At 63.2% G+C, this 13,735-nt stretch carries 14 protein-coding genes; all 14 read left to right on the forward strand.

The annotated features are described in order from the left end of the window. The first annotated feature begins 31 nt into the window (after window positions 1-31). The 14 genes from V6093_RS19405 to gspL all read left to right on the forward strand — a co-directional run bounded on the left by V6093_RS19405 (window position 32) and on the right by gspL (window position 13,717). Complete coding sequence (locus tag V6093_RS19405) at window positions 32-1,450, forward strand: FAD-dependent oxidoreductase (RefSeq protein ID WP_003249156.1); 1,419 nt, start codon at window positions 32-34, stop codon at window positions 1,448-1,450. Window positions 1,451-1,644: 194 nt separating this feature from the next. Then, complete coding sequence (gene hemE, locus V6093_RS19410; protein WP_017148005.1) at window positions 1,645-2,709, forward strand: uroporphyrinogen decarboxylase; 1,065 nt, start codon at window positions 1,645-1,647, stop codon at window positions 2,707-2,709. A gap of 172 nt (window positions 2,710-2,881) precedes the next feature. Further along, a complete protein-coding gene (gbpA, locus tag V6093_RS19415) occupies window positions 2,882-4,345 on the forward strand; it encodes an N-acetylglucosamine-binding protein GbpA (protein ID WP_047603798.1) in 1,464 nt (487 codons plus the stop codon). 48 nt (window positions 4,346-4,393) lie between these two features. Beyond that, the gene (locus V6093_RS19420) at window positions 4,394-4,906 is read left to right on the forward strand and encodes a cytochrome b (RefSeq protein ID WP_047603621.1); all 513 of its coding nucleotides are present in this window, start codon (window positions 4,394-4,396) and stop codon (window positions 4,904-4,906) included. A 5-nt stretch (window positions 4,907-4,911) separates the two neighbouring features. Beyond that, window positions 4,912-5,409: a protein XcpP gene (locus V6093_RS19425; protein WP_406669582.1), complete on the forward strand. Its 498-nt coding sequence runs from the start codon at window positions 4,912-4,914 to the stop codon at window positions 5,407-5,409. Continuing rightward, window positions 5,406-7,247: a type II secretion system secretin GspD gene (gene gspD, locus V6093_RS19430; protein ID WP_047603619.1), complete on the forward strand. Its 1,842-nt coding sequence runs from the start codon at window positions 5,406-5,408 to the stop codon at window positions 7,245-7,247. Before V6093_RS19425 ends, gspD begins: the two co-directional genes overlap by 4 nt. Further along, window positions 7,244-8,707, forward strand: coding sequence for a type II secretion system ATPase GspE (gene gspE, locus V6093_RS19435; protein WP_047603617.1), 1,464 nt, complete (start codon window positions 7,244-7,246; stop codon window positions 8,705-8,707). Before gspD ends, gspE begins: the two co-directional genes overlap by 4 nt. A 1-nt stretch (window position 8,708) precedes the next feature. Beyond that, a complete protein-coding gene (gene gspF, locus V6093_RS19440) occupies window positions 8,709-9,914 on the forward strand; it encodes a type II secretion system inner membrane protein GspF (protein WP_047603614.1) in 1,206 nt (401 codons plus the stop codon). A 1-nt stretch (window position 9,915) separates the two neighbouring features. Continuing rightward, window positions 9,916-10,362 carry a type II secretion system major pseudopilin GspG gene (gene gspG, locus V6093_RS19445; RefSeq protein WP_047603612.1) on the forward strand — a complete coding sequence of 149 codons (447 nt, stop codon included), beginning with the start codon at window positions 9,916-9,918 and terminating at the stop codon, window positions 10,360-10,362. Continuing rightward, window positions 10,359-10,823 carry a prepilin-type N-terminal cleavage/methylation domain-containing protein gene (locus tag V6093_RS19450; protein WP_047603610.1) on the forward strand — a complete coding sequence of 155 codons (465 nt, stop codon included), beginning with the start codon at window positions 10,359-10,361 and terminating at the stop codon, window positions 10,821-10,823. The genes gspG and V6093_RS19450 overlap by 4 nt, the downstream gene beginning before the upstream one ends. Further along, on the forward strand, window positions 10,801-11,184 hold the full coding sequence (gene gspI, locus V6093_RS19455) for a type II secretion system minor pseudopilin GspI (RefSeq protein ID WP_014754714.1): 384 nt from the start codon (window positions 10,801-10,803) through the stop codon (window positions 11,182-11,184). The genes V6093_RS19450 and gspI overlap by 23 nt, the downstream gene beginning before the upstream one ends. Then, window positions 11,171-11,761, forward strand: coding sequence for a type II secretion system protein GspJ (locus V6093_RS19460; protein ID WP_047603608.1), 591 nt, complete (start codon window positions 11,171-11,173; stop codon window positions 11,759-11,761). The genes gspI and V6093_RS19460 overlap by 14 nt, the downstream gene beginning before the upstream one ends. A gap of 35 nt (window positions 11,762-11,796) precedes the next feature. Next, window positions 11,797-12,615 carry a general secretion pathway protein GspK gene (locus V6093_RS19465; RefSeq protein WP_223817425.1) on the forward strand — a complete coding sequence of 273 codons (819 nt, stop codon included), beginning with the start codon at window positions 11,797-11,799 and terminating at the stop codon, window positions 12,613-12,615. After that, window positions 12,608-13,717, forward strand: coding sequence for a type II secretion system protein GspL (gspL, locus tag V6093_RS19470; protein ID WP_406669583.1), 1,110 nt, complete (start codon window positions 12,608-12,610; stop codon window positions 13,715-13,717). Before V6093_RS19465 ends, gspL begins: the two co-directional genes overlap by 8 nt. The last annotated feature ends 18 nt before the right edge of the window (window positions 13,718-13,735 follow it).

The following is a 13,735-nucleotide window of genomic DNA, read 5'->3' on the forward strand; positions in this document are numbered from 1 at the left end:
GCTTGCAGCTGCTGTAAAGAGGTTTTGAAAAATGGCTGAACGTCTGAACAACGACTTCCAGTTCATCGAAGTGGGCCGAAAGGACCCGAAAAAAAAGCTGCTGCGCCAGCGCAAGAAGGAGTTCGTGGAAATCTACGAACCGTTCAAGCCGCAGCAGTCCGTGGAGCAGGCGCACCGCTGCCTGGGCTGCGGTAACCCGTATTGCGAGTGGAAGTGCCCGGTACACAACTTCATCCCCAACTGGTTGAAGCTGGTCTCCGAAGGCAACATCCTGGCCGCGGCGGAACTGTCGCACCAGACCAACACCCTGCCGGAAGTATGCGGCCGTGTTTGCCCGCAAGACCGCCTGTGCGAGGGTGCCTGCACCCTGAACGACGGTTTCGGCGCGGTGACCATCGGCTCGGTGGAGAAGTACATCACCGACACCGCCTTCGCCATGGGCTGGCGCCCGGACATGTCCAAGGTCAAGCCCACCGGCAAGCGCGTCGCCATCATCGGCGCAGGCCCGGCTGGCCTGGGCTGCGCCGATGTGCTGGTGCGCGCTGGGGTAACCCCGGTGGTGTTCGACAAAAACCCTGAGATCGGTGGCCTGCTGACTTTCGGTATCCCCGAGTTCAAGCTGGAAAAGACCGTGCTCAGCAACCGCCGTGAAGTGTTCACCGGCATGGGCATCGAGTTCCGCCTGAACACCGAGGTGGGCAAGGACGTGACCATGGAACAGCTGCTCGCCGAGTACGACGCGGTGTTCATGGGCATGGGTACCTACACCTACATGAAGGGCGGCTTCCCGGGTGAAGACCTGCCGGGCGTGCATGACGCACTGGACTTCCTGATCGCCAACGTCAACCGCAACCTGGGCTTCGAGAAGTCGCCGGAAGACTTCGTCGACATGCAGGGCAAGAAAGTGGTGGTGCTGGGTGGTGGTGACACCGCGATGGACTGCAACCGTACCTCGATCCGTCAGGGTGCCAAGGCAGTGACCTGTGCTTATCGTCGTGATGAAGCCAACATGCCGGGTTCGCGCAAAGAGGTGAAGAACGCCAAGGAAGAGGGTGTGAAGTTCCTCTACAACCGCCAGCCCATCGCCATTGTGGGTGAGGACAAGGTCGAAGGCGTCAAAGTGGTCGAGACTCGCCTGGGCGAGCCTGATGCCCGTGGGCGCCGCAGCCCTGAGCCAATCCCGGGCTCCGAAGAGATCCTGCCGGCAGACGCCGTGGTAATCGCCTTCGGCTTCCGCCCGAGCCCGGCGCCGTGGTTTGAGCAGCATGGCATTCAGCTGGACAGCCAGGGCCGTGTGGTTGCCCCGGAGAAGGGCAAGTTCAAGCACCAGACCAGCAACCCGAAAGTGTTTGCCGGTGGCGACATGGTGCGTGGTTCGGACCTGGTGGTGACTGCGATCTTCGAAGGGCGTACGGCCGCCGAGGGTATCCTGGACTACCTCGAAGTCTGATTTTCGGCCTGTTCGCGGGCATGCCCGCTCCCACAGGGTTAAGCGTAGAACCCGTGGTAGCGGGCATGCCCGCGAAGCTTTTGTATACAAAAACGCTTGATCTGTGGCATCCAATAGACAAAACACATGGTCATGGCCGTGCCTTTTGCGCTGGTGTCTGAGAAAATGCCCGCACTATTTTTCCGGATGCCGACATGACTGCCCTGAAGAACGATCGTTTCCTGCGTGCACTGCTCAAGCAACCCGTAGACGTCACCCCGGTGTGGATGATGCGCCAGGCCGGCCGCTACCTGCCGGAGTACCGCGCCAGCCGCGCCAAGGCCGGTGACTTCATGAGCCTGTGCATGAACCCGCAGTTCGCCTGCGAGGTCACCCTGCAGCCGCTGGACCGCTACCCGCTGGACGCAGCGATCCTGTTCTCGGACATCCTTACCATTCCCGATGCCATGGGCCTGGGCCTGTACTTCGAAACCGGCGAAGGCCCGCGTTTCAAGAAGGTCATCAGCACCCCCGCCGACATCGAAGCGCTGCCAGTCCCGGACCCACAGAAAGACCTCGGCTACGTGATGGACGCGGTCAGCACCATTCGCCGTGAGCTCAATGGCCGTGTGCCGTTGATCGGCTTCTCCGGCAGCCCGTGGACCCTGGCCACCTACATGGTCGAAGGCGGCTCGTCGAAGGACTTCCGCAAGACCAAGGCCATGGCCTACGACAATCCGCAAGCCCTGCACCTGCTGCTGGACAAGCTGGCCCAGTCGGTCACCAGCTACCTTAACGGTCAGATCCTGGCCGGCGCCCAGGCCGTGCAGATCTTCGACACCTGGGGCGGCAACCTGTCGGCGGCGGCCTACCAGGAGTTCTCACTGGCCTACATGCGCAAGATCGTCAGCGGCCTGATCCGCGAGCACGAGGGGCGCAAGGTGCCGGTGATCCTGTTCACCAAGAATGGTGGTTTGTGGCTGGAAAGCATCGCCGACGCAGGTGCCGACGCACTGGGCCTGGACTGGACCTGCGAGATTGGCGACGCCCGCCGCCGCGTGGGTGACAAAGTAGCCTTGCAAGGCAACATGGATCCGACCGTGCTGTACGCCAAGCCCGAGGCCATTCGCAAGGAAGTGGCGCGCATCCTGGCCAGCTATGGCCACGGCACTGGCCATGTGTTCAACCTGGGCCACGGCATTACCCCGGAAGTCGACCCGGAGCATGCCGGCGTATTCATCAATGCCGTTCACGAGCTTTCTGCGCAGTATCACGGCTGATTCGAAGCTCCCCGAGCGCAAAGGTTGCGAATCGGGGAGCTAGACAGGTTTATTCCTACATATAGGCAAACTGCTTTTCTCTAAAGTCCGGACTCCCCTTGCGCAGAAGGCGCATTCGCTTCCAGTAAATGCGCCCTTGCGCATTTCACCAGCAATGCGTTCGGAGTTCGTGATGAATACAACAAAGACCCTGCGAAAAAGCGTTGTCGCCACCGGTGTGTGGATGGCGATTGCAGGCACAGCTTTACAAGCTCAAATGGCCAATGCGCATGGCAACCTGGCAGATCCACCTTCTCGCGCGGCGCTCTGCCATGCGAACCAGAAAAACCTCAACACCAACTGTGGTGGCGCTCAGTACGAACCGTGGTCAGTCGGTGAGGCGATAGGGCGTTTCCCAGGTGCTGGCCCTGTTGATGGAAAAATTGCCAGTGGCGGTGCGCGTGGCGACTTCGGCGCCCTGGATGAGCAATCAGCCAACCGCTGGCACCTGACCCCGGTCACTGACCGTAACATGCAATTCGACTGGCATTATGAAGCCCCGCATCCGGTTACCTCGTGGGAGTACTTCATTACCAAGGCGGATTGGAACCCCAACGCAGCGTTGACGCGTGCCGCTTTCGATGCCACCCCGTTCTGCGTGGTAGATGGCAAGCATCAGATACCCGCTGCTGGTACAGGTACCAACCCGAAGCACAGCTGCACATTGCCGACTGACCGCACGGGCCAGCACGTGATTCTTGGCGTCTGGAAAGTTGGCGATACCGACAAGGCTTTCCATAGCGTTGCTGACGTCGATATCCAGCTCGATGGCGGCCCAGCCCCTGAGTGGCCGCGCCTGGCTGAAATCAGTGCCAATCGTGACCTTGAAGTTGGCGATAAAGTCACTGCACGCGCATTCGATGCCAATGGCGAGCGTACGTCGCACCATGTGAGCATCACGGTCGATAGCGCCGAAGAGGGCATCGCTGCCAACTGGGCCTACAAGCTGGCCAGGCAGATCAATGAAACCCAGACGCTGGTACGTGCCGGTCAGATGGACACGGACGGCAACATCGAGCCCGTGCAGGGCTCCAACAGCATCTTCGCCAAAGCCGAAAGCGGCCTGACCAACTACATTCTGGACTTTGAAACCGCCGCTGGCGATCCGACCACGATGCACCTGCACGATGTGAAACCCGAGTACACGATCGTGGACGGCACAGGTGGCGTGGACTTCTCCGTCATGACCAACAAGGCCTTGACCGTGACGGCGCGGCTGTTCGACAGCAACAACAAGCAGGTCTCTTACTCGCGCCAGAACGTTAACGGTACGGAACCGTTCGCGCTGAATGTTGTGAGTGGTGAAGGTATGCACACCCTCAAGGTCGTGGGCGTAGACAAGCTTGATCGGGTGCTGCTCCAGGACCAGAAGACGCTGCAGCTCAAAGCGGCGGGCGATGCCTCCTATGACTTTGTCTTCCCTGAATCGCTCTCGAACTACAAAGCGGGTACCAAAGTACTGCAGCCCAAGAATGGCAAGGTCTACGAGTGCCAGCCATTCCCTGCCTCGGGTTATTGCGTGCAGTACTCCGCAGCCGCTGGCCAGTTCGAGCCAGGCACTGGCTCTCACTGGAACATGGCCTGGACCGAGAAATAAGGCATCAAACCTGGCCCTTGAGGGGGCCAGGCTCTTCGAGTACTCCAAATGCAAGTACAAAAGTATTGCTGGCAGCAGATCCTCCTGCACTGGGTCTCTGCAATGGTCATCCTTTGGGCGCTGATCAGCGGTTTTTACGTGGCGCACATGGATGTCACCCCCGCCACGCTCCACCGGGTCGCCTTCATCAATGTCGCCATGACTACGTTGTTCATCCCCGTATTCTTGCTGCGCTGGCTGTTGCGTATGACCCGTCTCAAGCCACGAAGCCTGCACGATGATCCAAAGGGCCAGCGCATTGCACATGTCGTGCACGAAGGCTTGTACTGGACCACGGCGATCGTATTGGCGTCCGGCCTGCTGATGATGGACAGGGCTATAGACGTGTTCGGTTGGTTCTCCATCGCGCCAGTGCTGAGCGAGCCGTTCTGGCACCGCGTCTGGTTCTACATTCACATTGCTGCCTGCCTGCTGCTGGCCACGGGGGTAGCGCTGCATATCGCTGCCGTGGTGTTGCATGAACTGAGCGGGCGACGCGTGCTACGGCGGATGCTGCCCTGACCCGGATGAAGCGCACTTCGCATTTGATCTGGCTGGCGTGCGTGGTGGCAACGCTTGCCTGGCTGGCATGGCGGGAAAGGACTTATCCCGTCGCTGCCCCGCCGGTGGTTCCGGCAGTGCCGGTGGAGACACCCCAGCTGCCGGCAAAACCGTTGCCGGCGGCCACCGTGGCGTTGGCGTTCGGCTTCCAGGCAACGCGCCCGCAGCAGTCGGGCCAAGCGGATGTCGCCCTCAAGGCCAGTTTTGTTTCCAGCCAGGGCGAGGCTCGCGCCTTGGTGAAAAGCCATGGCGGTGAGGCTATCTACCGCGTCGGTGACCGCATACCGGGCCGCGGCGTGCTGCGCCACATCGATGTGCGTTCCATCGTGTTGTGGTCCGGAGGCCGCGAGGAAGTCGTGTCGATGTCCGCGCCCGCTCCAACCGTGTTCCTGCCTGCAGGTGCTGCCGTTCGCCCGCACCACACTCCCGCCCCTTCATCCCGCCTGTTGCGGGAGGTGCAATGACTCTCAAGCGATATCTGCGCGTCGCCTCGTTCGGCGCCTGTCTTACCCTGAACTGTTCCCTGGCGCTGGCCGAGGCGCCCACCTGGCAGCTGGCGATGAGCGATGCCGATGTACGCGAGGTGGTACGCGAAGTGGGCGCGATCCTTGACCAGACGATCATCCTCGACCCGCGCGTGCAAGGCCGTATCACAGTCCTTTCCAGCGAAGCGCTGGACCGCGAAGGGATCCGCCGGCTGTTCTACTCGGTGCTCAATGCCCAGGGCTTTGCCGCTGTGAACGACGGCGACCGTTTGCTGGTGCTGCCGGCCAGTGAGGCCAAGGCCTGGGCCAACCAGCAGGTGGAGGCGATACCGGCAGCGTTCACGACGCGTGTTTTCAACCTGTCGGGCAGTGTGGCTGCTGACCTGGCCGGGCTGTTACGGCCGTTGGTTTCCAGCAGTGGCTACATCGGGCCGTCCAGTTCGGCCAATGCCTTGGTGGTGACCGACTCCGCAGCCAACCTTGATCGCCTGGAGCACCTGGTTCTGCAACTCGACAGCGGCCAGCGGCATGACCATGAGCTGGTGAGCTTGCGCCAAGCCCGGGCCGATGCGGTGTTCCCGGTGGTCGAAGCAGCCGCCGGAGGGCCCGACAGCGGCGTGCGGGTGCTGGTTGATACGGGCGGTAACCGCCTGCTGATCCTTGGCCCGGCCAAGTCCAGGCAACGCATGGCGCAACTGACACGCTCGCTGGATGTACCAGCACCCGCTACCTCGCAGAACTGGCGGGTGGTGCGCCTGCAACACAGCAATGCCGAGCAGCTTGCCGAAGTGCTGGGCGAGGTGGGCAAACGCCTGGATGGCACGCAGGGCACAAACACTCCGGGCGTCGACATTACCGGCGAGGCCATCGTCAAGGCCGATGCCAGCCAGAACGCGCTGGTGCTGCTGGGCGAGCCGCAGACGTTGGCCAGTGTGGAACAGATCATCCTGCAACTGGACCAGCCGCGGGCGCAGGTGCTTATTCATGCGGCAATCGTTGAAGTCAGCGGCAGCATCGAGGAGGCACTGGGCGTGCAATGGGGCATGGACAAGGGTGGCCTCAAAGGTGGCATTACCTACAGCGAAAGCGGCGCTACATTGGCCGACCTGCTGGGCAAAGAGGCCAAACTGCCGGGGGGCGCCGCCCTGGCCATCGGCTCTGATCGTTTTGCCGCCCTGGTATCGGCTTTGGCCAGCAACAGCCGCAGCAATCTGTTGTCCACGCCTAGCCTGCTGACGCTGGATAACCAGGAGGCGCAGATCCTGGTTGGGCAGAACGTGCCGTTCAAGACAGGCTCTTACGTGACCCCCGGCAGTGGTTCGGAAAACCCCTTCACCACGGTCGAGCGCAAGGACATCGGTATCAGCCTGAAGGTGCGCCCGCACATCAACGAAGGCAACAGCCTGCGCCTCGAGGTCGAGCAGGAAAGCTCGGAAATTGCGCCCAGCGCGGCCGAGAATGATCTGATCACCAACAAGCGCACGCTCAAGAGCACCATCCTGGCCTCCGATGGCGAGATCATCGTGATTGGTGGCCTGATCAAGGACAGCGTGCGCCAGGTGGAGCGCGGCGTGCCGCTGCTCAGCCGTATTCCCTGGGTGGGTGGCTTGTTCCGGTGGCGCAGCGACACCCAGGAAAAAACCAACCTTATGGTGTTCCTGCGTCCGACCATCTTGCGCAGCCAGGCCGAGCGGGTCGAGGCGGGGGGGCGTGCCTACGAAGGGTTGCGCAATGCGGATGATTCGACCTTGCCGGAAGATGCCCGGCGGATGTTCGATACGCGGCGTCTGCCTGACGCGCACCGGCCGCGCCCATGAGCATCGCCCTGCCGTTCAGCTTTGCCCGACGTCACGGCATCCTGCTCGACCGCCAGGCAGCCGAGCCTGCTTTGCTGATGCGTGAAGGCGCTTCACTGGCCGCCATGGCTGAGGCCTGCAGGCGAGTGGGCAGTACCTGGCCTCTGCGTCGCGTGAGCGACGCCCACTTTGCCGAGCGCCTGGCCCAATGCTACGGTCCAGGCCAAGATGCCGCGCAGGCGGTGGTCCAGGGCCTTGACCAGGAAATCGACCTGTCGCGGTTGGCCGAAGCCTTGCCGCAGACCTGCGACCTGCTTGAGCAACAAGACGACGCGCCGATCATTCGCTTGCTCAACGCTTTGTTCAGCGAGGCGGTGAGATCGCGGGCCTCGGATATCCACCTGGAAACCTTCGAGCAGCAGCTGCGCGTGCGCATGCGCATCGACGGCGTCATGCGCGAAGTACTGACGCCGCCGCGGGGACTTTCTGCCCTGCTGGTTTCGCGCATCAAGGTCATGGCGCGCCTGGATATCGCCGAAAAGCGCGTGCCCCAGGATGGCCGGATCAGCCTGCGTCTTGCCGGCCATGAAGTGGACGTGCGGGTGTCGACCTTGCCTGCCGCCCATGGCGAGCGGGTCGTGCTGCGCTTGCTGGACAAGCAGGCAGTACGCCTCGACATCGACCACATGCAGATGCCCAGCTCGGTGCGAGCTGGCTTCATGCACATGCTGGAAAAACCGCACGGCATTTTTCTGGTCACCGGGCCCACCGGGTCCGGCAAGACCACGACGCTGTATACCGCGCTGTCATACCTAAACCAGGTATCCCGCAATATCCTCACCGTCGAGGACCCGATCGAGTATCACCTGCCCGGCATCGGCCAGACCCAGGTGAACACCAAGGTCGACATGACCTTCGCCCGTGGCCTGCGCGCCATCCTGCGTCAGGACCCGGACGTGGTCATGGTGGGCGAAATCCGTGACCGGGAGACTGCGGACATCGCGGTGCAGGCCTCGCTGACCGGCCACCTGGTGCTGTCCACCCTGCATACCAATAGTGCGCTGGGGGCCATCACGCGCCTTGCCGACATGGGTATCGACACCTGTTTGCTTGCCTCATCGCTGGCCGGGGTGATGGCCCAGCGCCTGGTGCGGCGGCTCTGCGACCACTGCAAGGTCGTCTATGAGGTGGACGAGGCCACGGCCAGCGCTTTGGGCCACCCCGCCGGGTTGCCGTCGCAGCTCTACGAAGCGCAGGGCTGTAGCGAATGCCTGCAGGGTTACAGCGGGCGCCTGGCCTTGCACGAGATGGTGGTGGTGACGCCCGCATTGGCCCAGGCGATCCACGCCCGTGCGAACCTGGCTGACATGTCCGAAGTGATCCGCGCGGCCACACCAAGCCTGTTCCAGCATGGCGTCCAGCGTGTCTGCCTGGGGCAGACCAGCCTGGCAGAGCTGCTGCGTGTGACGGGGCAGGGCTGACATGCCGATGTTCCGCTACCAGGCCCAGGATGCGCAGGGGGCGCGCCAGCGAGGAACGCTGGAGGCACCGGGGGCGCGTCAGGCCCGGCAAACCTTGCGCGAGCAAGGCTTGCTGGTGCTGAAGCTGGCCCCCGTAGGGACATCGCCAATGGCCGGCTGGCGCACAGGTAAAGGCATGAGCCTGGCCCAACGCTCGTTGCTGACCCGCCAGTTGGCGACGCTGCTGCATGCCGGGGTGCCGTTGATCGAGGCCTTGCAGGCAGTCGCCGGCCAGAGCACCCAGCGCCAGGTACGGCTGGTGCTGGGAGGTGTTGTTGAGCGGGTTGCCGAAGGCCTCGCCCTGGCCCAGGCTCTGGCGCACTACCCTCAGGCGTTCCCCATGGTTTACCGGGCCACCGTGGCCGCCGCCGAACGCTCCGGCCACCTGGCGGGTGTACTCGAGCGCTTGGCCGAGCATGGCGAGAACCAGCAGGCCCTGCGCCAGAAAGTACAGCTGGCCATGGTTTACCCGGTGATCCTCCTGGTTGTTTCGTTACTGGTGGTGGGGTTTCTGCTCGGTTATGTGGTGCCCGATGTGGTGCAAGCCTTTTCGCGCGACCAGGCGCAGCTGCCGCTGGCAACGCAAGTGCTGATCGCCCTGAGCGATGCCACCCAACATTACGGCTTGGCAGCGCTGGCGCTGTTGGTGGTAGCCGCTGCGCTGGTTGCCTGGGCACTTCGCCAGCCGGCACTGCGCAGGCAATGGCATGGCTTTTCACTGCGCCTGCCGGGCTATGGCGAGTTTGTCCGCGCCAGTGAAGCGGCACGGTTCATCAGTACCTTGGCAATCCTGGGGCGCAGCGGGGTAGCCCTGGTCGAGGCAATGAACATCGGCGCAGCGGTGATCGGCAACCAGATCCTGCGCGAGCGTTTGCTGCAGGCCGCCCGCGAGCTGGGCGAGGGCTGCTCGCTGGCCAATTGCCTGGCACGTAGCGACACCTTGCCGCCGCTGATGCTGCACATGATCGCCAGTGGCGAACGCGCCGGTGAGCTGGACACCATGCTTGAACGTGCCGCAGATCTTCAGGCCAAGCAACTGGCGGGGCGCATCTCGTTGCTGGTGAGCCTGTGCGAGCCACTGATGCTGCTGGTGATGGGCGGCATCGTGCTGTTCATCGTGCTCGCGATCCTGCTGCCGATTCTCAACCTCAACCAACTGGTCAACTGATATGTCCATACGTTCAGCACGCCGCGCGCAACGCGGCTTCACCCTCATCGAAATCATGGTGGTGGTGATCATTCTTGGGGTGCTTGGTGCGCTGGTGCTGCCCAACGTGATGAGCCGCCCTGACCATGCCAAGCTGACTGCAGCCCGCACCGATATCCAGTCGATCTCTACCGCGTTGGAAATCTACCGTCTGGATAACGGCCGCTACCCGACCACCTCGCAAGGCCTGGAAGCCTTGGTGACACGACCAACCGTAGCGCCACTCCCGCGTCAATGGAGTGCCCAAGGCTATCTCAAGAGCACACCCATCGACCCCTGGGGCTCGCCTTACCGGTTTGCAAGCCCAGGCACCCGTTCGGCCCAAGGCTATGACCTTTACTCCCTGGGGGCCGATGGTCAGCCGGGTGGCGAGGAGATGGATGCCGATATCGGTAACTGGCCTGAATGAAACAGCGCCGCTCTCAAGGCTTTACGCTGCTGGAGCTGCTGCTGGTCATGCTGCTGCTGGGCATCGTGATGAGCATGGCAGGGGTCATGTTCGGGCGTGACCCGCAACGTATGGCCAATCAGGAAGCCAGCCTTTTTTTCCAGTTGGTACAGCACGCGCGGCACCAGGCGGTGCTGGAAGGATTGGCACTGGGTATCCGCATTGATGCCCGGGGCTATCAACTGCTTAGAGCCGCCGGACACCGCTGGGAGATTGCGGGCAAGCATCGAGATATCGACCTGGACCTGCACGTGGAGATCGATGGGGTTCCGGTGCCTCCCGGTGTGCCTGGGAGGGCACCGCAACTGGTGATGTATGGCAACGACGAGCACACGCCGTTTGCCCTTCATTTCGGGGTGAACGATGTACGCCTTGTTTCTGTGTCGAGTGATGGCATCAATGACCCCAGTTTCCTGCGCTGAACGCGGCTTCACCTTGCTGGAAGTGTTGGTGGCGTTGGTGATCTTCGCGGTACTGGCCGTGGCGGTTACCTCGGCCAGCCAGCATGTGCTGGTGCAATCGCAGGGGCTTGAGAAGCGCTTGCTTGCCAGCTGGGTCGCGGACAACCACTTGATGGAGATGCGCCTGCAACCTGCACCGGGTCCTGGCGAGCGCACCCTGGATGTCATGTTCGGCCAGCGTCGCTGGACCCTGCAGGAAACCCGCCGCCGCCTGGGTGAGGGTGCCCTGCTGGAAGTACACGTACGGGTAGGCCTTGCTTCGGACCGCCAAGTACTGCACCAGGCTACGGGGTGGTTGGGGCTGGTCGATGCGCCACGCTAGGCCAGGCAGGTTGACCGGTCAGCGGGGCTTCACCTTGATCGAGCTGCTGCTGGCGATCGCCATCTTTGCCTCGCTGGCGGTGGGCAGCGCACGCGTGCTCGATGTGTTCATGCGTGCCGAAAGCGCACGTCAGATGCAGGCCAATGAGCTGCGAGCGTTGGGCAGGGCCATGAGCCTGATGCAACGCGATGCCCTGCTGGGTTATCAGCCTGCGAGTCTCGGCAAGGGCGGTTACGGTGTACTGCTGCACGGCGCACGGGCGCATTGGTTGGCCAGGGAGCAAGACAACCAGGCGCTCAAGCGCAGCGAGTTGAGGGTTGTCGAGTATTGGCTCGAGGAAGGCGTGCTGTGGCGTCAACGGCGCACGCAGGGGCAAGACCAGCCTCGGCCGCAGCGCTTGCTCGAAGGTGTAAGCGAGCTGCATTGGCGGGTGCATGTGCCCGGAAGCGGCTGGCAGGCACGCTGGCCCATGACCCAGCGGCGGCCGGTGCCCCCACAGGCGCTGGAGGTGACGCTGTCGACCAAGCGGTTTGAGCAGGTTCGGCGGGTACTGCCACTGGGGGGCACCAGCCAGTGAGGTGGCAACGGCAAAGGGGGCTCGCATTGGTTACCGTGCTGCTGGTCATGGCGCTGCTCACGATGCTGGTAGCCGGCATGTTGCACAGCCATCAACTGTTGGTTGGCGGGGTTACCCGGCAGATCGAGGGTACGCGTTTAATGCGCCTGGCCCAGGCAGGCGAGCAGCAGGGTCTGGTGACCCTGCGCCGCGAGCTGGGCGAGGTATTGCAGGTCACCCATGATCGGCAAGCCTGGGCCCAGCCCCGGGTGTTGAACCTCGATCAAGGGCAGGTAAGCCTGCAGTTGGAAGACCTTTCGGGTCGGCTGAACCTGGGAGCCCTGATGGCCGGAAAGGCACCCGACCCGTTGCTGCTCGAACGCTGGGAACGCCTGTGCCATTCATTGCAGCTGGAGCCACCGGCATTGGACGGGCTCGTTGGCCAGCCGATGCTCGACCCAACGCAGTTGCGCGCATTGCCGGGGGTCACCGCCGAGGTGATGACGCGGTTGCAGCCGTGGGTGGTGGTATTGCCCAAGGAGGCGCGGCTCAACATCAATACGGCCCCGGCGCGCTTGCTGGCGGCGTTCGCCGAGCTGTCACCGACGGTAGCCGCGGAGCTCGCAAGGACGCGCCCCGAGGCGGGATACCCCACCGTGGAGCGCTTTCTTGCCCAGCCCCAGCTGGAGGGCCAGGGCCTGGACAGGCGTGGGCTGGCAGTGAGCAGCCGCTGGTTTCGCCTGGAGGTACAGGCGGAGCTGGCAGGTCGGCGCATGTACTTGTACAGCGATCTGGAGATCGATTTGAACACGCACCAGGTTCGTGTGGTGCGGCGTGTGTTTTCGGCAAGGCGGGAGCGAAGTGCAGATGAGTGAGAACTGGTTGTACCTGTTGCCCGAAGGCATTGCGGCAGCTGATGCGCAGTGGCCGGTGTGGTTGCGTTCGGGGGACGGCAACCTGAGCAAGGCGCGCCTGGGTGAGCTGGCCTCGACCCTGTCCGGCCCAGTGATCGTGGTGGTGCCCATGGAAATGCTGGGCAGCTGTGAGATCGGCCCTGTACCGGGTAAACGGCCGAAACCGGAAACACTGGCGTACGCCGCCGAGGATCAGTTGGCAGCGCCGCTGGAAACGTTGCACTTGGTGTTTGGTCCGCCCTGTACACAAGGGTATCGCCGCGCGTTGGTGATAGAGCTTCAGGTCATGGCCAACCTGGTGGCGCTGCTGCAAGCCCAGGGTATCGACCCGCTTGGCATCTACGCCGATGCCGACTTGCTGGGGGCCGGGCAGCCCTGCGCATTGTGGTTCGAGGGCCGCTGGCTGCTGGGCGGCCCGAATGGCCTATGTCTGGTCGCCAGTCCGCAGGCCGCCGAGGTCCTGGCGCAGCAGTTGCCGCCGATGGCATGGCAGGCTGAGCTTGCTCATGCAGGGGAGGCGCTCTGCAACCAAACTGTCGATAGCGCCGTCCACACCCTGGTGCAAGGGCGAGCCACGGCCCTGGACCTGCGCCAGGGGGCATTCCGGAGACGCGGATCGGCCTTGCCTTGGCCCGCCTTGGCGGGCGGGGTGCTGCTGGCATTGGCAATGGTGTGCCTGGCGGATCATCTGCGCATCGCGTGGTTGATGCAACGCACGGCACAGCTGGATGCCGAGAACGTTCAGGTATTTCAGCGCTGGGCGCCTGGGCAGCCTGTCACTGGCAACCTGGTTGCGCAGGTCAGGGCGCTGGAGTTCCGTCCCCAGGCAGTGACCACTGTCGACGAACTGGCAGTATTCAGCGAGCGGTTGGTTGAAGCCGGGAACATCACCGTTGAACGGGCTGTGTTCAGCCCCACCGAAGGGTGGCGCATGGAGGTGGTAGCGCAAGGGTTCGCTGACCTTGAGCGCTTGCGTCAACAGGCGCCTGCGGTGCTGATGGACCAGGCGCGCCAGGCCGGGCAAGGCGTGCGGGCGACCCTGACTTGGCTGGGGGCTCGATGATGCGGTGGTTTGGGCAGG

Source organism: Pseudomonas putida group bacterium ESBL64 (genome assembly GCF_045277175.1).
Lineage (GTDB): Bacteria > Pseudomonadota > Gammaproteobacteria > Pseudomonadales > Pseudomonadaceae > Aquipseudomonas > Aquipseudomonas alloputida.

Coding starts and splice junctions, on each gene's coding strand:
- gspG (WP_047603612.1), top strand. CDS start 9,916: ATGTCCATACGTTCAGCACGCCGCGCGCAACGCGGCTTCACCCTCATC.
- V6093_RS19425 (WP_406669582.1), top strand. CDS start 4,912: ATGAAGCGCACTTCGCATTTGATCTGGCTGGCGTGCGTGGTGGCAACG.
- gbpA (WP_047603798.1), top strand. CDS start 2,882: ATGAATACAACAAAGACCCTGCGAAAAAGCGTTGTCGCCACCGGTGTG.
- gspE (WP_047603617.1), top strand. CDS start 7,244: ATGAGCATCGCCCTGCCGTTCAGCTTTGCCCGACGTCACGGCATCCTG.
- hemE (WP_017148005.1), top strand. CDS start 1,645: ATGACTGCCCTGAAGAACGATCGTTTCCTGCGTGCACTGCTCAAGCAA.
- V6093_RS19460 (WP_047603608.1), top strand. CDS start 11,171: ATGCGCCACGCTAGGCCAGGCAGGTTGACCGGTCAGCGGGGCTTCACC.
- gspF (WP_047603614.1), top strand. CDS start 8,709: ATGCCGATGTTCCGCTACCAGGCCCAGGATGCGCAGGGGGCGCGCCAG.
- V6093_RS19405 (WP_003249156.1), top strand. CDS start 32: ATGGCTGAACGTCTGAACAACGACTTCCAGTTCATCGAAGTGGGCCGA.
- V6093_RS19420 (WP_047603621.1), top strand. CDS start 4,394: ATGCAAGTACAAAAGTATTGCTGGCAGCAGATCCTCCTGCACTGGGTC.
- gspI (WP_014754714.1), top strand. CDS start 10,801: ATGACCCCAGTTTCCTGCGCTGAACGCGGCTTCACCTTGCTGGAAGTG.
- gspD (WP_047603619.1), top strand. CDS start 5,406: ATGACTCTCAAGCGATATCTGCGCGTCGCCTCGTTCGGCGCCTGTCTT.
- V6093_RS19450 (WP_047603610.1), top strand. CDS start 10,359: ATGAAACAGCGCCGCTCTCAAGGCTTTACGCTGCTGGAGCTGCTGCTG.
- gspL (WP_406669583.1), top strand. CDS start 12,608: ATGAGTGAGAACTGGTTGTACCTGTTGCCCGAAGGCATTGCGGCAGCT.